The sequence below is a fragment of the Streptomyces sp. NPDC050610 genome, assembly GCF_040654875.1.
Classification (GTDB): domain Bacteria; phylum Actinomycetota; class Actinomycetes; order Streptomycetales; family Streptomycetaceae; genus Streptomyces.
Map to the genome: position 1 here is coordinate 44,087 of NZ_JBFAIV010000008.1, position 21,356 is coordinate 65,442.

General features: G+C 71.9%; 22 protein-coding genes. 16 read left to right on the top strand and 6 right to left on the bottom strand.

Annotated elements, in window-relative coordinates; genetic code table 11:
• Positions 1–465, bottom strand: coding sequence for an Lrp/AsnC family transcriptional regulator (locus tag AB0I22_RS12385; protein WP_363130690.1), 465 nt, complete (start codon positions 463–465; stop codon positions 1–3).
• Between the two features lie 133 nt (positions 466–598).
• Between AB0I22_RS12385 and hppD the strand changes: the two genes are divergently transcribed.
• The 4 genes from hppD to AB0I22_RS12405 all read left to right on the top strand — a co-directional run bounded on the left by hppD (position 599) and on the right by AB0I22_RS12405 (position 5,118).
• Entirely contained in the window at positions 599–1,738 is a 1,140-nt protein-coding gene (gene hppD, locus AB0I22_RS12390) for a 4-hydroxyphenylpyruvate dioxygenase (RefSeq protein WP_363130691.1), read from the top strand.
• A 177-nt stretch (positions 1,739–1,915) separates the two neighbouring features.
• Positions 1,916–3,037, top strand: a complete 1,122-nt coding sequence (locus tag AB0I22_RS12395; protein ID WP_363130692.1) for a teichoic acid biosynthesis protein C — start codon at positions 1,916–1,918, stop codon at positions 3,035–3,037.
• A 124-nt stretch (positions 3,038–3,161) separates the two neighbouring features.
• Positions 3,162–4,532 carry an FAD-linked oxidase C-terminal domain-containing protein gene (locus tag AB0I22_RS12400; protein ID WP_363130693.1) on the top strand — a complete coding sequence of 457 codons (1,371 nt, stop codon included), beginning with the start codon at positions 3,162–3,164 and terminating at the stop codon, positions 4,530–4,532.
• Between the two features lie 190 nt (positions 4,533–4,722).
• Positions 4,723–5,118: a VOC family protein gene (locus AB0I22_RS12405; protein ID WP_363130694.1), complete on the top strand. Its 396-nt coding sequence runs from the start codon at positions 4,723–4,725 to the stop codon at positions 5,116–5,118.
• Positions 5,119–5,149: 31 nt separating this feature from the next.
• Here AB0I22_RS12405 and AB0I22_RS12410 read toward each other — a convergent pair whose 3' ends face one another.
• Positions 5,150–5,623, bottom strand: coding sequence for an SsgA family sporulation/cell division regulator (locus AB0I22_RS12410; protein ID WP_363130695.1), 474 nt, complete (start codon positions 5,621–5,623; stop codon positions 5,150–5,152).
• Positions 5,624–6,029: 406 nt separating this feature from the next.
• Here AB0I22_RS12410 and AB0I22_RS12415 point away from each other — a divergent pair, with 406 nt between their 5' ends.
• On the top strand, positions 6,030–7,646 hold the full coding sequence (locus AB0I22_RS12415) for an RDD family protein (protein ID WP_363130696.1): 1,617 nt from the start codon (positions 6,030–6,032) through the stop codon (positions 7,644–7,646).
• 152 nt (positions 7,647–7,798) lie between these two features.
• A complete protein-coding gene (locus AB0I22_RS12420; RefSeq protein WP_363130697.1) occupies positions 7,799–8,473 on the top strand; it encodes an RDD family protein in 675 nt (224 codons plus the stop codon).
• A 39-nt stretch (positions 8,474–8,512) separates the two neighbouring features.
• On the opposite strand, the gene AB0I22_RS12425 is transcribed toward AB0I22_RS12420, so the two are convergent.
• Entirely contained in the window at positions 8,513–8,848 is a 336-nt protein-coding gene (locus tag AB0I22_RS12425; protein WP_363130698.1) for a hypothetical protein, read from the bottom strand.
• Positions 8,849–10,110: 1,262 nt separating this feature from the next.
• On the opposite strand from AB0I22_RS12425, the gene AB0I22_RS12430 reads away from it, so the two are divergent.
• Entirely contained in the window at positions 10,111–10,455 is a 345-nt protein-coding gene (locus AB0I22_RS12430; protein ID WP_030875150.1) for a hypothetical protein, read from the top strand.
• A 244-nt stretch (positions 10,456–10,699) separates the two neighbouring features.
• Here the strand turns inward: AB0I22_RS12430 and AB0I22_RS12435 are convergent, their stop codons facing one another.
• Entirely contained in the window at positions 10,700–11,293 is a 594-nt protein-coding gene (locus AB0I22_RS12435; RefSeq protein ID WP_363130699.1) for an isochorismatase family protein, read from the bottom strand.
• Between the two features lie 244 nt (positions 11,294–11,537).
• Complete coding sequence (locus AB0I22_RS12440; RefSeq protein ID WP_363130700.1) at positions 11,538–12,866, bottom strand: nicotinate phosphoribosyltransferase; 1,329 nt, start codon at positions 12,864–12,866, stop codon at positions 11,538–11,540.
• A 251-nt stretch (positions 12,867–13,117) separates the two neighbouring features.
• Between AB0I22_RS12440 and clpS the strand changes: the two genes are divergently transcribed.
• The 8 genes from clpS (at position 13,118) to AB0I22_RS12480 (ending at position 19,244) form a co-directional block, all read left to right on the top strand.
• Positions 13,118–13,420, top strand: coding sequence for an ATP-dependent Clp protease adapter ClpS (gene clpS / locus AB0I22_RS12445; RefSeq protein ID WP_030875160.1), 303 nt, complete (start codon positions 13,118–13,120; stop codon positions 13,418–13,420).
• Positions 13,420–14,022: a DUF2017 domain-containing protein gene (locus AB0I22_RS12450; protein WP_363130701.1), complete on the top strand. Its 603-nt coding sequence runs from the start codon at positions 13,420–13,422 to the stop codon at positions 14,020–14,022. Before clpS ends, AB0I22_RS12450 begins: the two co-directional genes overlap by 1 nt.
• A gap of 307 nt (positions 14,023–14,329) precedes the next feature.
• Positions 14,330–15,826, top strand: a complete 1,497-nt coding sequence (locus tag AB0I22_RS12455; protein WP_363130702.1) for an amino acid permease — start codon at positions 14,330–14,332, stop codon at positions 15,824–15,826.
• A 232-nt stretch (positions 15,827–16,058) separates the two neighbouring features.
• On the top strand, positions 16,059–16,484 hold the full coding sequence (locus AB0I22_RS12460; protein ID WP_363130703.1) for a M67 family metallopeptidase: 426 nt from the start codon (positions 16,059–16,061) through the stop codon (positions 16,482–16,484).
• 167 nt (positions 16,485–16,651) lie between these two features.
• Positions 16,652–16,765 carry a putative leader peptide gene (locus AB0I22_RS12465; RefSeq protein ID WP_363130704.1) on the top strand — a complete coding sequence of 38 codons (114 nt, stop codon included), beginning with the start codon at positions 16,652–16,654 and terminating at the stop codon, positions 16,763–16,765.
• Positions 16,766–16,853: 88 nt separating this feature from the next.
• A complete protein-coding gene (locus tag AB0I22_RS12470) occupies positions 16,854–17,132 on the top strand; it encodes a MoaD/ThiS family protein (protein ID WP_363130705.1) in 279 nt (92 codons plus the stop codon).
• Positions 17,132–18,082 carry a cysteine synthase gene (locus tag AB0I22_RS12475; RefSeq protein WP_363130706.1) on the top strand — a complete coding sequence of 317 codons (951 nt, stop codon included), beginning with the start codon at positions 17,132–17,134 and terminating at the stop codon, positions 18,080–18,082. The genes AB0I22_RS12470 and AB0I22_RS12475 overlap by 1 nt, the downstream gene beginning before the upstream one ends.
• A gap of 310 nt (positions 18,083–18,392) precedes the next feature.
• Positions 18,393–19,244, top strand: a complete 852-nt coding sequence (locus AB0I22_RS12480; protein ID WP_363130707.1) for an inositol monophosphatase family protein — start codon at positions 18,393–18,395, stop codon at positions 19,242–19,244.
• A gap of 3 nt (positions 19,245–19,247) precedes the next feature.
• On the opposite strand, the gene AB0I22_RS12485 is transcribed toward AB0I22_RS12480, so the two are convergent.
• The gene (locus tag AB0I22_RS12485; RefSeq protein ID WP_363130708.1) at positions 19,248–19,937 is read right to left on the bottom strand and encodes an FCD domain-containing protein; all 690 of its coding nucleotides are present in this window, start codon (positions 19,935–19,937) and stop codon (positions 19,248–19,250) included.
• Positions 19,938–20,043: 106 nt separating this feature from the next.
• Here AB0I22_RS12485 and AB0I22_RS12490 point away from each other — a divergent pair, with 106 nt between their 5' ends.
• A complete protein-coding gene (locus AB0I22_RS12490) occupies positions 20,044–21,264 on the top strand; it encodes an MFS transporter (RefSeq protein WP_363130709.1) in 1,221 nt (406 codons plus the stop codon).
• The last annotated feature ends 92 nt before the right edge of the window (positions 21,265–21,356 follow it).

Consider the following 21,356-nt stretch of genomic DNA (forward strand, 5'->3'; position numbering starts at 1 on the left):
TCAGTCCTCCGACGCCTGTTTCACCAGCGGAATGATCCTCAGTGGCACCGGATTCTCCATCACGATCGCTGTGGATGCCCGAACAATGCCATCAAAACCCACAACCCGGTCGATCACACGTTGGAGATCGGCGTTGGAGCGGGCCACGAGGCGGCACAGCATATCGCCGTGGCCCGTCGTGGTGTGCAGTTCGAGCACCTCTGGTACGCCCGCCAAGTGACTGCGTACGTCGGCCCCTTGGCCTTGTTTGATCTCCAGCGTCGCGAACGCCGTCACCGGGTAGCCGATCGCCGCCGGGTCCACATCGGGGCCGAATCCGCGAATGACCCCATTGCTCTGCAAACGGTCCAAACGGGCCTGTGCGGTGCCACGCGCGACCCCCAGCCGGCGCGACGCCTCAAGAATTCCTATCCGCGGCTCCTGTGCCAGCAGCTCCAGCAGCCTGCCGTCCAAATGATCGATCACCGGGGCCTCCCGAGTGGCGATTCGATGGTCATCATGTACAGAACGCTCGGAGATACTGCCCTACCGCTGGGCAGATTGCCCAGGTAAAACGCAAACTATTGCGCATCTTGTGGTTCGGAGAGAGCCTGCGGCCATGACAGAGACCCTGCACACCCCCAGCACCGCACGGCAGGCCGACCCCTTCCCGGTCAAGGGGATGGACGCGGTCGTCTTCGCCGTCGGCAACGCGAAGCAGGCCGCCCACTACTACTCCACGGCCTTCGGCATGACGCGCGTCGCCTACTCGGGACCCGAGAACGGCAGCCGCGAGACGGCCAGCTACGTCCTCGAATCGGGCGGCGCCCGGTTCGTGTTCACCTCCGTCATCAAGGCCGCCTCCGAGCACGGCAGGTTCCTCGCCGACCATGTCGCCGAGCACGGCGACGGCGTCGTGGACCTCGCCATCGAGGTGCCGGACGCCCGCGCCGCGTACGCCTACGCCACGGAGCACGGCGCCACCGGCCTCCAGGAGCCGTACGAGGTCAAGGACGAGCACGGCACCGTCGTGCTGGCCGCCATCGCCACCTACGGCAAGACCCGCCACACCCTCGTCGACCGCTCCGGCTACGACGGCCCGTACCTCCCCGGCTATGCCGCCGTCGAGCCGATCGTGGAGCCGGGGGCGCGCCGCTTCCAGGCGATCGACCACTGCGTGGGCAACGTCGAGCTCGGCCGGATGAACGAGTGGGTCGGCTTCTACAACGACGTCATGGGCTTCACCAACATGAAGGAGTTCGTGGGCGACGACATCGCCACCGAGTACTCCGCGCTCATGTCGAAGGTCGTCGCGGACGGCACCCGGAAAGTGAAGTTCCCGCTCAACGAGCCGGCCATCGCCAAGAAGAAGTCGCAGATCGACGAGTACCTGGAGTTCTACGGCGGGCCGGGCGTGCAGCACATCGCGCTCGCCACCAACGACATCGTCGCGTCCGTACGGGCCATGCGGGCGGCCGGCGTCCAGTTCCTGGACACCCCGGACTCGTACTACGACACGCTGGGGGAGTGGGCCGGCGAGACCCGCGTCCCCGTGGAGACCCTGCGCGAGCTGAAGATCCTCGTGGACCGCGACGAGGACGGCTACCTGCTCCAGATCTTCACCAAGCCGGTCCAGGACCGGCCGACCGTCTTCTTCGAGATGATCGAGCGGCACGGCTCCATGGGTTTCGGGAAGGGCAACTTCAAGGCGCTCTTCGAGGCCATCGAGCGCGAGCAGGAGAAGCGCGGCAACCTCTGACCGCGTTCGGCGAGCGGGCCGGAGCCACGGGTTCCGGCCCGCTCGCCATGCCCGCCCGGCCCCGCCCCCGGCTCTCATACGGATGAACTTCCCCCTCCGCACGCACTCCGCACCCCGATCCCGGTCATGCACTGGACCGGAACCGGAACGTACGGACGCGAGAGAGGGCAGCATCGGATGGGGCGTAGCGAACAGCGGGATCAGGACGGAGAGCGGCCGCTCGGCCGCCGGCGACTCCTCGGGCTGGGCGGGGCGGTCTCGGCGGCGGCCGTGCTGACCGCGCTCGACGGCGGCGGCGCGCGGGCCGCCGCGGGCACGGCGACCGTCGTACGCGCGCGGACCGGCGTACGCGCGGTCCCCGTCGTACGCCCGGAACAGGCGGCCCGCGCGGCCCCCTTCGGGCTCCCCTGGATCGACTTCTCCAAGACCCCCACCCGGCTGATCCACGGCGCGAAGCTCCACCACAGCACCGTCCTCCAGTCCTTCGGCTTCGACGAGCGGCGCGGCCACCTCTACGCGCTCCAGGTGATGCAGGGCGGCGTCCGGCTGCGCGGCGAGCCGCGCGCGTACTCCCACGCCGAGCGGCAGCGCCGCGGCGACCTCTGCCTCAACCGGCTCTCGGCCCGCGGCAGACGGCTCGGAAAGATGTACCTCACGGGGTTCGGCCACGGCGGCACGATCGGCGTCGACCCCGGCGCGGGCGCCGCCCAGCTGTGGACCGAGTGGGACGCCCACCCCGGCAGCGGCTACGGGCGCGGCATCGCCCGCATCGGCTACGCGGAGGGCTCCGTACTGCACACCGACCGCGCCGCCCCGGCCACCTTCCGGCCCAAGCCGGGGACCACCGGCAACTACCCGGCCATCGACCTCACCACCCGCCGGCTGCTGCTGCGCTATCTGCGGAAGGGCAAGCCCCGCTACGCGCTCTACGACCTCGACGACTTCGCCGCCCGCCGGTTCGACCCGCTCGCCGACTTCGCCCAGCCCGGCACGGAACTGCGGCTGCCCTACCAGGGGATGGCGGTGCGCGGCGCCTACGCGTACCAGCTGCTCGGCAGCGCGTACGGGCCGAAGAACCCCCGCCCCTCGGGCGGCAACACCCGCCTCTTCTGCATCGACATGCGCAGCGGCGAGGTCGTGCAGGAGGAACGAATCCTCGCGGGCGCGTCCCTCGACCCGCGCGAGCCGGAAGGGCTCGCGATCACCGGGAGCGCCGCCGAGCCGCGGCTGTGCATGGGGTTCGCCACGGGGCCGGGGCGGGGCCGCGCGTACTCGATCTACCAATGGGGCGGCCGCTGACGCCACCGGCCGCTGATGGGATCGGCCGAAGACACGGCGGCCGAAACGGCGGGGGCCGAACGAGCGGGGGCCGCCCGGTGACGCGATCTTCCCTACCGGCCCCCGGAGTGCGAGGGTGATGAGCATGGGCGGCGACTTGATCAAACTCCTGTGCGACGGGCTCCCTGCCGAATCGGTCCTCACCGACCCCGACATCACCCGCTCGTACGCCAACGACATGGCCAGCTTCTGCGAGGCCGGGCTACCCGCCGCGGTCGTGCTGCCGCGCACCGTCGAAGAGGTGCGGCACGTCATGCGCACCGCCACCGCGCAGCGCGTACCCGTCGTGCCGCAGGGCGCCCGCACCGGCCTGTCCGGCGCGGCCAACGCCATAGAGGGCTGCATCGTGCTGTCCCTCACCGCGATGGACCGGATCATCGAGATCAACCCGGTCGACCGGACCGCCGTCGTCGAACCGGGCGTCGTCAACGCCGCGCTCTCCCGCGCCGTCGCCGAAAAGGGCCTCGCCTACCCGCCCGACCCCTCCAGCTGGGAGGAGTGCACCATCGGCGGCAACATCGGCACCGCCTCCGGCGGCCTGTGCTGCGTGAAGTACGGCGTCACCGCCGACTACGTCCTCGGCCTCGACGTCGTCCTCGCCGATGGCCGGCTGCTGCGCACCGGCCACAGCACCGCCAAGGGCGTCGCCGGATACGACCTCACCCGCCTCTTCGTCGGCTCCGAGGGCAGCCTGGGCATCGTCGTACGGGCCGTGCTCGCCCTCAAACCCGCACCGCCCCGCCAGCTCGCGCTCGCCGCGGAATTCCCCTCCACGGCCGCCGCCTGCGCCGCCGTCTGCGACATCATGGCCCGCGGCCACGCCCCGTCCCTGCTCGAACTCATGGACCGCACCTCCGTACGGGCCGTCAACGCGCTCGCCCGCATGGGCCTGCCCGAAACCACCGAAGCGCTGCTGCTCGCCGCCTTCGACACCCCCGACCCGGCCGCCGACCTCGCGGCGGTCGGCGCCCTGTGCACCGCGGCCGGCGCCACCGAGGTCGTCCCCGCCGAGTCCGAGGCCGAGTCCGAACTCCTGCTCAAGGCCCGCCGGCTGACGCTCACCGCCCTGGAAGCCCTCAAACCCGCCACGATGATCGACGACGTGTGCGTACCCCGCTCCCGCCTCGGCGCCCTCCTCGACGGCGTCGCCGCCATCGGCGAGAAGTACGGCCTGACCATCGGCGTCTGCGCCCACGCCGGCGACGGCAACACCCACCCCACCGTCTGCTTCGACCCCGCCGACCCCGACGAGGCCCGCCGCGCCCGCGAATCCTTCGACGACATCATGGCCCTCGGCCTCGAACTCGGCGGCACGATCACCGGCGAACACGGCGTCGGCCTCCTCAAACGCGACTGGCTCGCCCGCGAACTCGGCCCGGTCGGCCTGGAGATGCAGCGCGGCATCAAGCGCACCTTCGACCCGCTCGGCATCCTGAACCCGGGGAAGGTTCTCTGAGGCGAGCCGGGCTCACGGGGCGGACGGCGGCCGTTCGCGCAGGGGTTTAGGGCGAGGGGCGTAGGGCGCCGGGTCCGGGGGCGCGGGCGGACTCGTCCGGAAGTCCGATGCGGGGCGGACGCCGCGGAACGTACGGTCAAGAGTGCACCGAGTAAACGGAATTGACCGCATTCATCCCCCTGGAGGTTCCGTGCCCGCGCAGCTCAACCACACCATCGTGCACAGCTCCGACCGCTTCGCCTCCGCCCGCTTCGTCACCGAGCTCCTCGGCGCGCCGGAGCCCAAAGCCTTCGGACCGTTCGCCGAGATCACGCTCGCCAACGACGTCACCGTCGACTACGCCGACGACCACCTCCCCGAGGGCGTCACGATCCCGCCGCAGCACCTCGCCTTCCTGGTCTCCGAGGACGAGTTCGACGAGATCTTCACGCGCATCACGGACCGCGAACTGCCGTACTGGGGCGACCCCTTCCACACCGAGCCCCAGCAGATCAACCACCGGCACAACGGCCGGGGCGTCTACGTCGACGACCCGGACGGACACGCCATCGAGTTCCTGACCCACCCCTACGTCAAGGGCGAGTGACCGCACGCCGCCGCCCACGGGCGGCGGCCCGCTACGCGCCCTCCGGCGAGTCGTCGGACGGCCACGGGCCGCGCAGCCACAGGTCGTCGCCCGGGGTGGGGGCCAGCAGCTCGCGCAGCGCGTCGTCGATGGCGAGGCGCTCGTGCTCCGAGCCGGGCGCCACCGCCCGCAGGGTCCGCTCCAGCCACGCCGAGACCGCCGAGGCGGGCGCCTCCAGGAGCGCGTCGCCGTCCGGGGACGACAGCGCCATGCAGACGATGCTGCGCCCGTCGACCTTCGTCGGCCACACCCGGACGTCCCCGTGCCCGCACGGCCTGAAGACGCCCTCCACCAGCAGCTCTCGGGCGAACGTCCAGTTCACGGGGGAGTCCGAGGTGACATGGAAGCTGATGTGGACGGCGAACGGGTCGTCGGTCCGGTAGGACAGTCGGGCCGGTACGGGGATGCTGCGCTCCGGCGACAGCACCAGGTTGAGCTCCAGCTCTCGTTCCACCACGGTGTGCATGAAGTGCGCCCTCTCTGCTCTGTATCTCTCGGTGCGCAGCCCCTTGTGAACGGGCCCGCACCGGATAGAGCGCGCTGCCCCCCACTCCATTACGCGACTTCCCGAAAACATTCCGAATATCTTCCGGCTCGCACGTGCGGGTGGTGCTCCGGCCGGTCGGCCCCGAGTGCGCGGCCCTTCTGGTAGACCTGTTCCCTGCGCACCCGGTTGCGTTGTGTGCATTGAGGTCACGAGGCACCGCGGTCACGAGGCGTCGAGGCCATGGAGCGCCGAGTCGCCGAGGGCGGCCGGCGGCCCGAAGGGCCGAGCGCTCTACACCTCCTCGCGCCGGTGCGGCAGACTGCTTACGCCCCACCGAGCACCACACGACACAGCACGGCCGAACAGATACGGGACATCGGACATCATGAGCGCGTCTACCTCAGGATCAGCCGACGGCAGCCCCACCCCCGGCTTCTATCCGGACCCGTCCATCCCCGGCTACATCCGGTACTGGAACGGCGTCGCATGGGCCCCCGGCACCAGCCGGCCCGCCCCGGCGGACGGCGAGGCGATGCCGGCCGCCCCCGCGGGCGCGGGCGCGGCGGCGGCCCCGCCCGTACCGTCGCCGGCGGTGCGGACGGCCGAGGCCGGTCGTGCCGAGACCGGGCGTGCTGACGCCGCGCGCCCGGAGACGGGGCGTGCCGAAGCTGTGCGTGCCGAGGCTGTACGTGCCGAAGCCGCGCGCCCCGCGGTCGGGCGGCCCGAGGAGACCGGGCCGATGTTCCTCGACGAGGAGCCGGAGCCGCTGCCGCGAGCGGCGGCCGCGGACGTACGGCCCGAAGCGGCCGCCCCCGCCTCTGCTCCCGACCGGGACGACCCGCGCCGCCCGCACAGCGCCCGGCCCGAGCCTGCCGCCGCCTGGCCGGCCGACGCCCCGCGCCGGAGCGGCTTCGGCGGCGAGCTGGACCGCCGGACCTCCTGGAGCCCGGACGGCCCCGGCGCCGACGAGCGCCCTGAGACGGCGCCCGCGGCCGGGCCCGCGGTGGCGCGGGAGGCCGCCGGGTACGCCCCCGCCGCGCGGTCCGCGCCCGATGACGTCATGTGGCCCGCCCCGGCCGACGGCCCCGAGGCCGCCCCTTCAGCGCCCGTGCCCGCGCAGGGCGGCGGCGCGCCTCCCGCCGGGCACGCGGCCCCGCAGCCCGTACGCGCCGCCGAGCCGGTCCCCGAGCCGTGGCCCGCCCCGAGCGGCGGGGCGATGGCCGATTACGGGCGCGGCGCGGACGTCCCCGACGCGCGCGTGCAGTCCGCGCCGGCCGGCGGCCCGGGCCACCACGTGCAGCAGGGGCCGCAGGCCCAGCCCGGCCGGCCTCCGCAGGGGCTGGTGCCCGCCCAGGGCGGCGCCGCGCCCGCGTGGTCGCAGCAGCCGGCGCATCAGGCGGCGCCGCACCCCGAGGGGGCGCCAGCGGGCGCGTACGGCCCGGCGGCCCCGGCGGAGGGCGTCATTCCGTGGAAGCCGCCGGTCGACAACCCCTTCCTCCAGGCCGCGCAGGCACAGGGCAAACCCGCCTCCCTCGGCCGCCGCCTCGGCGCGCGGCTGATCGACTCGGCGGTGCTGGGGGCTGTCGTGGCCGCTGCCGCCGTGCCGCTCTGGGCGAGGGCGGCCGACCACATCGACGGCAAGCTCGAAGGGGCCAAGCAGTCCGGCGAGACCGTGACCGTCTGGCTCCTGGACGGCACGACCGGCGCCTGCCTCGGCATCGTGCTGGCCGTGCTGCTGCTGGCCGGGATCGTGTACGAGGCGCTGCCCACCGCCAAGTGGGGCCGCACGCTGGGCAAGAAGCTGTGCGGGGTGCGGGTGCTGAGCATCGAGGACCACGACAAGCCGTCGTTCGGGGCGGCGCTGCGCCGGTGGCTGGTGTACGGCGTGCTGGGCCTGCTGGTGGTCGGCGTCGTGAACGTCCTGTGGTGCCTGTTCGACCGGCCGTGGCGGCAGTGCTGGCACGACAAGGCGGCGCACACCTTCGTGGCGGCGGCGCGCTGAGCAGGGCGCGCAGGGCCGGCTGAGCCCGCCCGGACGGGGGCGCGACAAGTGCGCCGGGGGGCGTAGCGGGGCAGTTCTCCGGGGCGGCTCGAATTGCACCCGGACGGAGCGAGCCGGATGCGGGGATCTCCGCGGGCCGGTCTACTGGGGCCATGAGTAGCGACCAGGCGCGGCCGCCCGAGGATGACCCGTTCCGGAAGAAGCCGCAGGAACCGCCGCCTTCCGCCCCTCCGCCCCCGCCGTACGACGCGGACGCGCCGGCCGGCGGAGGCGGTGGACCGTACGGCGACGGGGGCGGTGGTCCGTACGGCGGCAATGGCCCGTACGGCGGAGCCGGTCCCGGCAATCCGTACGGCGATCAATTCGGTGCGGGCAATCCGCTGGCGGGGATGCCGCCGCTCGCGGGCCGGGGCCGGCGGCTCGTGGCCCGCATCATCGACGGGCTCATCGTCGGCATTCCGGTCAGCGTCATCGTCTCGCTGGCGGTCGGCGGCTACAACCCGACCAAGGACACGGTCAAGTCCACGAGCATGTCGGTCATCATCGCCATCGTCTACTTCGTCTACGAGGGCCTGATGCTCACCAGCCGGGGCCAGACCGTCGGCAAGCGGATGATGAAGATCCGCGTGGCCATGCTGGAGAACGGAGCGATCCCGGCGGGCCGGCCCGGCTGGGCGCGGGCCGCCACCTATTCGCTGCCGGAGATCGTGCCGTGCTGCGGCTTCATCTTCTGGCTGGTCAATGTCCTGTGGTGCACCTGGGACAAGCCGTACCAGCAGTGCCTGCACGACAAGGCGGCCAGGACCGTGGTGGTCACCGCGGGGTGAACCGGGGTGTGGACCACGGGGACAAAAACGTTTTGTCGCTCAACGGCGCAGGGAGTGCTCCCTGATCCGTGAACCACCGGCGCGCGCGGGCGCGCGGCGGCCGGTCACCCGGCGCGCGGCGACCGATACGGCCGTGGGCGCGGCGGCGGCGCTCGGCGCGGCGGTGGTCTGCGGCTCATTGGCCCGCGTCGCGCGAGCGGCCGTGCGGGGCAGCGGCACGGTCATGGCGACGAGGAGCCCGAGCGCGAGGGCTACGACGGCTACCACTCCGACCCCCAGCCCCGTTCGCGTCTGCGACAGGAGCAGCATGGCGAGGGCGGAGACGACGACAGTGGCCGAACCGTAAGCGATCTGTGCGGGAGTCGGACGCGGCATAGCGGTGATCCGTCCTCGGGGCTTCGATTTAGGGGGAGAGTCGACTTGTGTTTCCGCAAAACGACTCTACGGGGCTGTCTGCCCCCATGGAACTGGTGGTAAGCGTGACCTAACACACGGTACCGATGCATGGGGGGCGCACGGAATCATTCGGCCATCTGACGGCTGGGATGGGCGCGCCTGTTGATGTCCGATATTCGTAACGCAGAGGCCAGGTACCGCACCGGCCGTCGGGGCACCGAGGCGGATCAGCCTTTTCTCCTGTCACGCGGAATAAACGCTTTCTCAGTTCTTACGGAGAAGGGCGCTCACAAGCGAACAGCAGTCAACGGGAACCATCGGGTCCGGCGCCGCGAACGCGGCGGCCGGCGTGCTCCGGGGGGCGCTCTCGCCCGCCGAGGTCGCGCACGTGGACAGAACCCGGGCGATGCGGCCGGCGCGGGCGTCTTCGCAGCTCAGGAGGGATGTAGAGGGAGGTCGCGCGGGTTCGTGGGGGCGGCTCCGGGGCCCAGTGCGCCCCTGCGTCGCGGCCGGTGACCGTCCGTGGCGCGGAGCGCGAACGGCGCGGTGCTTCGAAGATCGTCGAGAGCGGCGACGACGGCTATACGGAACTTGCACCGGAGAAGACCGAAAACATATTCACGATCTTCGGGGGCCCGGCGGGTCCGGTGAACTTCAGTGGAATAGTCGATAAAACCACGACATTCGCCCACGGCGTGTGTTCCGGATTCGGGGCCCGCGGGGCGCGGCGATCGTCCGCGGAGAGGGGTCACGGAGAATCTCGGACCGGCGCACAACCCCATTGCCGAGCCGCGGCGGGCCGCCAGAAAGATAGCGGTGAGGTCTTGCGTAAAGACTTCACATGGAAACACCTCCAGGTTGCCCACTTTTGGCACCGCAAGACTTCTGGGCTCACAACTGGGCTCGTAAGCGGAAGCGGAAACGGAGAGTCGGTAGGGGGCGGGTCGTGCGGCCCCGGCGGCCGTGCGCCCCGCCGTGTCGGCGCGGTGGCGTGCGGTGGCCGAGGACCGTCTATGTGGCGTGATCCTTACTGACACTCCCCGTCAGAGCAAGATCATTAAGGCGGTGCGGAACGGCGCCGCGACGAGGCTCCGGTGCGGGTCACGCCCCGAGAAAACGACATTAGTGCAGGTCAGAGGCGTGTGACGCATTGCCCCCTAGCGGGCCGCCGCCGTTAGCGTTTGAATGCATCCCGTGAAGCTCTTATTGACGCGACGTCTCACGAAGGGGTTCTGATGCACATGGCCGGTGGCGGATTCGCCAAGCTTCCGGGGGGCAGTGTGGTGGTGGCTCTGTCGCTGCCCAGCCCGCCCGGCGGCAGTGGGGTGCCGGGCGCGCGGGTGCGGGTTCTGGTGCACGCCGTGAACCGCCAGCGCGCCCTGACCAGGCTCCGCAACCTCGGGCTGCGCGCGGTCTACCTGCGCGGCAACACCGAGCCGCCGACGCCCGACGAGATAACGGCGGTGCTGCACCACCCGGACGGCCTCGTGTGGCGGTCCGTGCCCGACGACGACACCGAGTCGTGGCACCCGATCCGCAGCCTGCTGCGCGGCCCGGCGGACCACCGCGCGGGAGCGAGCCACTGAGCGCTCCGCCGGAGGTCCGGCGGAGCGCCCGCGGGTTCGTCGTGGCTGGTCGCGCGGTTCTCCGGGGCGCCGCCGTACCGCGCCGGACGTCCGTAAGCCGGCTCAGCGCTAGCCGGCTCAGCGCTCATACGGGCGCGGGGCGGCCGGGGCGGGCCCGCGCCCGTACCGCGTTCTCTACGCCTGCGCCGTCAGGCGGCCGTGGCCGGTCCGCGTCCGTATCGCGGCCGGCCCGGCCGTTCGTCCGTCAGCCGTTCTGCAGTATCGGCTTGCCGTTCAGTTCCACACCGGCGTCCCGCAGTTCCTTGAGGGCCCGCTCGGTGGTGTGCCGGGCGACGCCGGCGGTCAGGTCCAGGAGCACGCGCGTGGTGAAGTGCTCGCGCCGCGCGTCCAGCGCGGTGGCCCGTACGCAGTGGTCGGTGGAGATTCCGACGACGTCCACCTCGGTGACGTCGCGGTCGCGCAGCCACCGCGCCAGCGGCGTGCCGTTCTCGTCCGCGCCCTCGAAGCCGCTGTACGCGGCGGTGTGGGCGCCCTTGTCGAAGACCGCCTCGACGGCGCCGGAGGCGACGGCCGGCGCGAAGTTCGGGTGGAAGCCGCTGCCTTCCGTGCCGGCGACGCAGTGCGGGGGCCAGGAGTTCTCGTAGTCCGGGTGGGCGGAGAAATGCTCCCCGGGGTCGATGTGATGGTCACGCGTCGCGACGACGTAGCGGTACCCGGGGGTGGCCTCGCCGACGAGATCCGTGATCCCGGCGGCGATGTCGGCACCGCCCGCGACGGCTAGGCTGCCGCCCTCGCAGAAGTCGTTCTGCACGTCAACGACGATCAATGCACGGTGCATGGTGCGCATCCTTTGGCAGGGGCCTCGGGCGGTGGGGGGTTTTCGAAGAGCGTGCGGACCGGCTCGTTGTGACCGAGGGTAGTGAGTGCGAGGGCGTTACGGGAGAGGGCGTTCGAACCAACCGGTTCCCGCCGGGCGGAATCCTGCCTTCCGACGTGCCCGGGGGCTCGACCGCGGGCACGACCCGGCGCTGAAGGGCGTGTTCAGCCGCCCTGCGCCCCCTCCATGTACTCCGCGCGCCCCCTTACACGTACTCCGTGGGCAGCACGGTCTCGCCGCGCGACAGCTGCGTCGCGGACATCGGCAGCCCCGCCCTGGCCCGGATGTGGCGGTCGCGCGCGGCGTCCAGGGGCTCGCGGGCGACGACCTCGCCGCCGCGCACCAGCTCCGCCTGGAGCTGGTGGCCGGCCAGCTCGGCCGGCACGGGGCCGGTGCCCACCACCTCGGCCTCGGCGACGCCGTCCGCGTCGGGCCGGCGGGCCGCCCACTTGCGGCCGCCCATCGAGGACTTCGAGCCCATGGACTTCTTCGCCACCGGGCGCAGCGGGCCCGCCGGGTCGTTCGAGTCGGCGCGGGCCACCAGCTTGTAGACCATGGAGCAGGTCGGGTGCCCGCTGCCGGTGACGAGCTGGGTGCCGACCCCGTACGCGTCCACGGGCGCGGCGGCGAGCGAGGCGATCGCGTACTCGTCCAGATCGCTGGTGACCACGATCCTGGTCTTCTCGGCGCCCAGGTCGTCGAGCTGCTGCCGGACCCGGTGCGCGATCAGCAGCAGGTCGCCGGAGTCGATGCGGACCGCGCCCAGCTCCGGCCCGGCCACCTCCACGGCGGTGCGCACCGCCTCGGTGACGTCGTAGGTGTCGACCAGCAGGGTCGTCCGGCCGCCGAGCGAGTCGACCTGCGCGGTGAAGGCGTCGCGCTCGCTGTCGTGCAGCAGGGTGAAGGCGTGGGCGCTGGTGCCCACGGTCGGGATGTTGTAGCGGAAGCCGGCCGCGAGGTCGGAGGTGGTGGCGAAGCCGCCGACGTACGCGGCGCGGGCGGCGGCGACGGCCGCCAGCTCGTGGGTGCGGCGGGCGCCCATCTCCATCAGCGGCCGGTCGCCCGCGGCCACCGACATCCGGGACGCGGCGGCGGCGACCGCCGAGTCGTGGTTGAGGATGGAGAGGATCACCGTCTCCAGCAGCACCGCCTCGGCGAAGGTGCCCTCGACGCGCATGATCGGCGAGCCCGGGAAGTACACCTCGCCCTCGGGGTAGCCCCAGATGTCGCCGCGGAACCGGTAGCCGGCGAGCCACTCCAGGGTCGGTTCGTCGACGATGCGCTGCTCGGCCATGAAGTCGAGCACGGCCCCGTCGAAGCGGAAGTTCTCGACGGCGTCCAGCACCCGGCCGGTGCCCGCCACGACGCCGTACCGGCGCCCCTCGGGCAGCCTGCGGGTGAACACCTCGAAGACCGAGCGGCGGTCGGCGGTGCCGGCCCGCAGGGCGGCCTGCAACATGGTGAGTTCGTATCGGTCGGTGAAGAGCGCCGTCGACGGCACCTCCACCGGCAGCCCCAGGTCCGCAGCGTTCACTTCGGCCTACCTCGCTTTTCGTGCCCTCTGTGCTTGCTGTGCGTCCGCGCTTCCGCGCTTCTTCCGTGCGTTCTTACGGCTGTTCGCCGGCGCGTGCCGCCGGGTCGTCGCTGTTCCGCTCCGTGCGCGCCGCCCCGGGTCTCGGCTGGGGTCCGGGGGCCGCCACGAGATGCTACCCCGAATACTCGTCAGAGTGACGATTTCTAGGGACCGTTTGTGCGATGCCCCACCCGGGGTGGCAGCATGGAACCGTGAGCGTCGCACCGGTCGAGATCGAACGTCCCGAGTCGAGCGAGGCACCCTCCGCGGTGCCTGAGCCCGACGTTCCCTGGGTCACGCTCGTGCACAACGACCCCGTGAACCTCATGAGCTATGTGACGTACGTCTTCCAGTCGTACTTCGGCTACTCCAAGGACAAGGCCCACAAGCTGATGCTGGACGTCCACCACAAGGGCCGCGCCACCGTGTCGAGCGGCAGTCGCGAGGAAATGGAGCGCGACGTGCAGGCGATGCACGGCTACGGGCTGTGGGCGACACTTCAGCAGGACCGCTGATGGCCGGGCACTTCGAGCCGATCCCCGGCGGCGGCGCCGCCATCGCCCTCGACGAGGTCGAGATCTCCATCCTGCGCAGCCTGGCCGTGCAACTGCTGGAGCTGATCGGGCCGGGCGAGAGCGGAGCGGAGGACGAGGACCCGCTGGCCCGGCTCTTCGCCGAGGGCCCGAGCGAGCCGCCCGCCGACCCGGCGCTGGCCCGGCTCTTCCCGGACGCCTACGGCGGCCCGGACGTGAAGCCCGACTCCGCCGAGGAGAGCGAGGCGCGCGAGCAGTCCGCCGAGTTCCGCCGCTTCACCGAGAACGACCTGCGGACCCGTAAGCGCGAGGACGTCCTCACCGTCGTGCGCTCGCTCGACTCGGTGACGGCCGCGGGCGACGGCGGCGCGGTGCTCAAGCTGCGGCCCGAGGAGTCCCGGCAGTGGCTTGGCGCCCTCAACGACCTGCGGCTGGCCGTCGGGACCAGGCTGGAGATCGCCGCCGACGAGGACAGCGAAATGCTCTTCCGGCTGCCGGACGACGACCCGCGCAAGCCGATGGCCATGGCCTATCTGTGGCTCGGCGGGCTACAGGAAGCCCTCGTCGAAACCCTTATGCCCTGAATCCGGATTTGGACGGAGAAGTGTTCGCTCAACGGGCGCTCAAATCCGGATAACGATCCCGTCACTGCGGGCGGGTTTATTGCCGCGCTACAGGTTAATTGTCCTACTTTTTCTGTGGTCCGTTCCACGGCCGGCGGTGTCGATCTCGCCACGGCCGTGATAAATCTTCACGACCTGCCGCCGCGACGCCACCCATGTCGCGGCGGGGGCGCTGCGCCGGCCGACCGTCGGCGTGCAGGAACTCCATCCGGGGGGATCGGGACCCGATCCGGGCAGACCGGGTCGTTATGGAGAAAGGCGCACCACCATGACCTCTGAGCAGGTCGCGGACCACGCCGCGGACGCGGCGGCCGCAGAGCAGGACGGAAGCGGCCAGGGAGCTTCCGAAGAGGGTTACCAGCGCGGACTGGGAAACCGTCAGATCCAGATGATCGCCATCGGCGGCGCCATCGGCACCGGCCTCTTCCTCGGTGCGGGCAAGGCCATCACCAAGGCCGGGCCCAGCCTGATCCTCGCCTACGCCGCGGCCGGACTGGTCATCTTCTTCATCATGCGGGCACTGGGCGAACTGCTCATGTACCGCCCGGTGTCGGGGTCCTTCTCGGAGTACGCGCGAGAATTCCTCGGCCCGTTCTGGGGGTTCGTCACCGGCTGGACGTACTGGCTCTTCTGGGTCGTCACCGGCATCACGGAAGTGACCGCCGCGGCCACTTATGTCCATTACTGGAACAAGGACATCCCGCAATGGGGGTCCGCTCTTGTCTTCACGGTCATCCTCTTCGGCGTCAACCTGATCTCGGTCAAGCTCTTCGGCGAGCTGGAGTTCTGGTTCTCGATGGTCAAGGTCACGGCCATCATCGGCATGATCCTCATTGGTCTCGGCGTGATAACTCTCGGCTTCTCCGACGCCGGTGACACCGCTTCCTTCACCAACCTGTGGTCCCACGGCGGATTCTTCCCGCACGGAATCCGCGGCACGTTGATGACCCTTCAGATCGTGATGTTCGCCTTCCTCGCCGTCGAACTCGTCGGCGTCACCGCGGGCGAGGCGACCAACCCGAAGAAGGTCCTGCCCAAGGCCATCAACACCGTGCCCTGGCGTATCGCCGTCTTCTACATCGGCGCGCTCATCATCATTCTGTCGGTGGTCCCCTGGACCGTATTCCTGCCGGACACCAGCCCGTTCGTCGCGGCGTTCGCGAAGATCGGCCTGCCGGCCGGCGCGGGCATCATCAACTTCGTGGTGCTCACCGCGGCGCTCTCCTCCGCCAACTCCGGCATGTACTCCACCGGCCGCATGCTCCGCGACCTCTCGCGCAACGGCCAGGGTCCCAAGGTCTTCAACTACCTTTCCAAGAACGGCCTGCCGACGCGCGGCACCGCGGTCTCGGTGGCGCTGATGCTCGTCGGCGTGTGGATCAACTACCAGTGGCCCGGCCAGGCGTTCAACTACGTCGTCTCGTTCGCGACCATCTCCGGTATGTGGGCGTGGATCATGATCCTCCTCTCCCAGCTGCGCTACCGCCGGATGGCCGACCGCGGCCTGCTCCCGCAGTCCAGCTTCCGCGCCCCCGGCGCCCCCTGGACCAGCCTCTTCGCGCTCGCCTTCATCGCGATGGTCATCGTGCTGATGGCCCTCGACAGGGAGGCTCAGGTCTCGCTGTACGCGGCGCCGGTGTGGGCGGCGATCCTGGTGATCGGCTACTTCGTGCTCAAGGCGCGCAACCCGCAGGCGTTCGAGCGCAAGGGCCACCCGGGCCTGGTCGCCCAGGCCGCCGAGGGCTCGGCCGAGAAGGAGGGCTGAGCCGGGCGCCCCGCGCCCGCGTCTCACGTACGTCCAGCATTCGGGCCCGCCCGCGCCGCTCACCGGCTCGGGCGGGCCCGCTGGTCTGTCGTCCCACCGGTGTGAGAACACGGGCCCGCTGGTCTGTCACCTCGCCGGTATGAGAACGGGCCCGCTGGTCCGTCACCCGCGGCCCGGCCCCGGAACGGCCTGCGCACGCCACGCCGCGCACCGGCCCTTTTATGCTGGCGCCATGCTGACCATCACCCAGGCCCTCCACGACCGGATCGTGGCGCACGCCCGCGCCGACCACCCCGACGAGGCGTGCGGAGTGGTCGCGGGCCCGGCGGGCGCCGACCGCCCCGAGCGGTTCATCCCGATGCTCAACGCCGCGCGCTCGCCCACCTTCTACGAGTTCGACTCGACGGACCTGCTGAAGCTCTACCGCGACATGGACGACCGCGACGAGGAACCCGTCATCGTCTACCACTCGCACACCGCGACCGAGGCGTACCCGTCCCGTACGGACGTCAGCTACGCCAACGAGCCGGGCGCCCACTACGTGCTGGTGTCCACCGCCGAGTGCGGCAACGACGAGGGGCCCGTCTCCTTCCGCTCGTACCGCATCGTGGACGGTGTGATCACGGAGGAAGACGTCAAGGTCGTCGAGGAGTACTGAGACGGGCGGGGCGGGCGCCCTCACCGGGTCCCCGTCCCGCCCGTACGCCCCGGACCGGGGCCCCCGTCCCGCCCGTACGCCCGCCCGCGTCCGTACATCGAGATCCGGCCGTTCGCATACCGGGACAACCCTCCGGGGAGCGGACCGGGAATCGATACGATGAGCCCATGGTTTTCCACGACGTGAGCGAGAAGACGCCGGGCACGCTGCTCGTGGCGCGGCTGCACGTCGACCTGTGCCGCCTCGCCAGCGCGATGTGTCCGCGCTGCCCTGCCGCCTGACTGCCGCGGCGTCCGCTCGCACCAGCACCACGACGCGCCGCCGCGCGCGGTCCGACGCCCTTTCCCGCACTCCGACAGGAGCACATCCATGGCCATCGACGTCCGCATCCCGACCATCCTGCGCACCTACACCGACGGCCAGAAGGCCGTCGGCGGCAGCGGAGCCACGCTCGACGAGCTCATCGTCGACCTCGACAGCCGCCACCCCGGCATCCGCGAGCGCCTGGTCGACAAGGGCGAGCTGCGCCGCTTCATCAACGTCTACCTCAACGACGAGGACGTCCGCTTCCTCGGCGGCATCACCACCGAGCTGAGCGACGGCGACAGCGTCACGATCCTCCCGGCCGTCGCGGGCGGCATGCGCTGATGCGCTACGACAGCCCGCTGGCAGCCGTCGGGAACACCCCGCTCGTACGGCTGCCGCGGCTCTCGCCGGCCACGGACGTCCGTATCTGGGCCAAGCTGGAGGACCGCAACCCCACCGGCTCCGTCAAGGACCGCCCCGCCCTGCACATGATCGAGCAGGCGGAGAAGGACGGCCGGCTCACGCCCGGCTGCACCATCCTGGAGCCGACCAGCGGCAACACCGGCATCTCGCTCGCCATGGCGGCGAAGCTCAAGGGCTACCGCATCGTGTGCGTCATGCCGGAGAACACCAGCGAGGAGCGGCGCCAACTGCTCGCCATGTGGGGCGCGGAGATCATCTCCTCGCCCGCGGCGGGCGGCTCCAACACGGCCGTACGGGTCGCCAAGGAACTCGCCGGGGAGCACCCGGACTGGGTGATGCTCTACCAGTACGGCAACCCCGACAACGCGGGCGCGCACTACGCCACCACCGGCCCCGAGATCCTCGCCGACCTGCCCTCCGTCACCCACTTCGTGGCGGGCCTCGGCACCACGGGCACGCTCATGGGCGTCGGCCGCTATCTGCGCGAGAACGTCCCCGGCATCAGCGTCGTCGCCGCCGAGCCGCGCTACGACGACATCGTCTACGGGCTGCGCAACCTGGACGAGGGGTTCATCCCCGAGCTCTACGACGAGTCGGTCCTCACCACCCGCTACTCCGTGGGCTCCGAGGACGCGGTCCGCCGCACCCGCGAACTCCTCGCCGAGGAGGGCATCTTCGCGGGCGTCTCCACCGGCGCCGCCCTGCACGCGGCGATCGGCGTGGCCCGCAAGGAGGAGCGGGCCGGGCGCGCCGCGGACGTCGTCTTCATCGTGGCCGACGGCGGCTGGAAGTACCTTTCGACGGGCGTCTACACCGCCGAGACCACCGAGGCCGCGGTCGAGGCGCTGCACGGCCAGCTCTGGGCGTAGCACCCCCGACGTCCGTACCGGCTGGTTCCGTACCGGCTGATTCCGTGACGGCCGATTCCGTATCGCGCGGGCCGTTCCGCTTCCGCGGCCCGCGCGACTTCCGCGCCCGGCGCGCGCGCCGCCGGTAGCCGGGCGAGCGCCCGCGCCCGTCCACCACCGCGGCCACCAGCGCCAACGAGGCCACCACCAGAACCGCCGGCCACCACGACACCGTGTCCCGCCTCCTGTCTCGACAGCCCCCGCGCTCGGCCCCCGCCTTCGACCGTACCCACCCCTGCCGGGTCCGGCACGGGGGTGCCAGGCTCTCCGGATGACTCCAGCCCCCGCCGCGCCCGACGGCGCACCGCCCGCCGATCCGGAACTCCTCGCCTTCGCCGTCCGCCTGGCGGCCCAGGCCGGGCGGATGTCCGCCCGCGCGTTCCACGAGGGCGCCGACCACCGCTTCAAGGAGGACGGCACCGAGGTCACGGACGCCGATGTCGCGATCGAGGAGTGGATACGCGCCGAACTGGGCCGCCACGCGCCGGACGACGGGGTGTACGGGGAGGAGTGCGGCGAGAGCACCGGCGTCTCCGGGCGGCGGTGGATCATCGATCCGATCAACGGCACGAAGATGTTCGTCCACCGCACCCCGCTGTTCTCCAACGACATCGCCTACGAGGACGAGTACGGGCCCGCCGTCGGCGTGCTCAACCACCCCATGAGCGGCCGACTGGTCGCCGCCGGGCGCGGCTTGGGCTGTCTGCTGATGCTCGGCCCCGATCCGGACCCGGCCACCGGACGCCGCACGTACGTCGACGACCGCTCAGAGCTGGGCGGCGCGCGGACCCAGATGCACAACGCGGCGGGCTGGCCCGGCGAACTGCTGACGGCCCTGCACGAGAAGGTGTTCCTGGTCCCCCACTTGGGCGGCACCATGGATTTGGTCACCGGGCGGGCCGACGCCCTGGTGATCGCCGGGCCGCCGATGGGGTACGAGGACGTCGCGCCGATGCCGGTCATCGTCTCCGAGGCGGGCGGCCGGGGCAGCGACCTCGGCGGCACGTCCGTGCTGACCGGGGACATGTCGGTGCTGGCGACCAACGGGCGGCTGCACGAAGGGTTTCTGGAGCTGGTGGCCGGGCTGCCGCGCAGCCGTGACGTGCGCGCGCTGGGACGGTGACGGTCAGGCCGGGCTGTCGGTGTGCCAGGCCAGGGTCTCGGTGATGTTGGCGCCGGCCTGGCTCGCGGCCTTGGACGGATCGTGCGCGCGCAGGGCGGCCAGCAGGTCCTCATGGCCCGCCGGGGCGGCTCCGGCGAAGCCGGGGGAGTCCCAGAAGGCGGCCATGGAGGCGCGCAAAGGGGCGGCGAGATTGCGGTAGAGCTCGCTGAGCAGGGGGTTTCCGGCGGCGTCCGCGACCCCGGCGTGGAAGTCCCAGTCGGCGGCGACCCACGTCTCGAAGTCGCGCGCGTCCCAGGCCGCCGCGCGGCGGGCCAGGATGTCGGCCAGGGCGTCGAGCGCGGCGTCGTCGGCGCGGGCCGCGGCGAGGCGCGCGGCCTGTACGTCCAGGGCCTGGCGGACCTCCAGCAGGTGCTCCTGGCCGCTGTCGCCGTAGAGCCGCTTGACCGCGCCGGAGAGTTCGCTGGTGGCCCGTACGTACGTGCCGTCGCCCTGGCGCACGTCGAGCAGCCCGGCGTGGGCGAGGGCGCGGACGGCCTCGCGGAGGGTGCCGCGGGCCACCTGGAGCTGTTCCATCAGCTCGGACTCGGTCGGGATGCGGGCGCCGACGGGCCAGTCGCCGGAGGCGATCCGGTGCCGCAGCCGGCCGATGACCTCGGCGGACAGCGAGGGGCGGCGTACCGGTTCGAGGCTCATCGGGCGCTCTCTCCTAGCGGCTGGTGACGGACGGTAGCGCCCAGCATACATTCGATGATTCGACCTCTAATGGACAGGGAAAGGTTAGACGTCTTACCTTTGCTGGGTGAACGCCGCACCCAGCACCACCGCCCCCACCCTTACCCGCTCCGCCGTGATCGCCGCCGCGGGCATCGTGCTGATCGCCCTCAACCTCCGCCTGGGCATCAGCAGCGCCGCCGCCCTCCTCGACCGGCTCCGCGCGGACCCGGGCCTCGGCCCCCTGGCCGCCGCCCTCCTCCCCGCGCTCCCCACACTCGCCTTCGCCGCCGCGGGCGCCGGCACCGCGACGCTCGCCCGGCGGCTCGGCGCCGAGCGCACCGTGCTCCTCGCCCTCGCCGCCCTCACGGCCGGACTCGCCGTACGAGCCGCCCCCGCCACCTGGGCCCTGCTCGCCGGCACCGTCCTCGGCACCTCCGGACTCGCCCTGTGCAACGTCCTGCTGCCGACCCTCCTGCGCGCCCGCTTCCCCTCCCGCGTCGCGCTCCTGACCGGCGTCTACACCACCACGATGGCGCTGGGCTCGACACTGGGCGCCGCCGTGGCCATACCCGTGGCCGACGCCGTCGGCTCGCCCTCCCTGGGGCTCGCCGTCTGGGCACTGCCCGCGCTGGCCGCCACCGCCGTCTGGTCGTTCGTCCGCCCACCCGAGGCCCGGGGCGCGGCGGGCGGCGCGGCGGCGGGGGAGCGGGTGTCCCCGCTGGCCATGGCCCGTACCCGGCTCGGCGCGCTCGTCACCGCCTACTTCGCCCTCCAGGCCCTGAACTGCTACGCGGTGATCGGCTGGCTGCCCTCGCTGCTGTCCGACCACGGGATGTCCGGCGGCGCGGCGGGCGGCATGCTCGCCGTCACCCAGGCCGTGGGCATCCCCGCGACCTTCGCCGTCCTCGCCTTCGCCCGCGCGCCGGGCCGGCTGCGGACCGCCTTCGTCGCCATCTCGGCCGCCATGCTCGCCGGCTTCGCGGGCCTGCTGACCGCCCCCGTCGCGCTGCCGCTGCTGTGGGCCGTACTGGTCGGCCTGGGGCTGTGCTCCTTCCCCCTGGTACTGGCCGTGATCGGCGACAGCGGCAGCACCCCTGCCGAGACCACCGCCCTCTCCACGCTCTCCCAGTCCCTCGGCTACCTGGTCGCCGCGCTGGGCCCCTTCGCGGTGGGCCTGCTGCACAGCGCCTCCGGCGGCTGGACCGTACCGATGGCGGCGCTGCTGGCGACCGCCGCCGCCCAACTCGCCGTGGGCGTCGCCCTGTCGGGCACCGGCATCCGGAAGGAACCGGCCGCGGACGCGTGATCCGTCACAGCCGGGGGCCGGCCATGGCGCGCGGTCTCGCGCCCCGGGCGCGATCGGGCTCGCTCGGGCTCGCTCGTTCTCGCGGAGCCGCA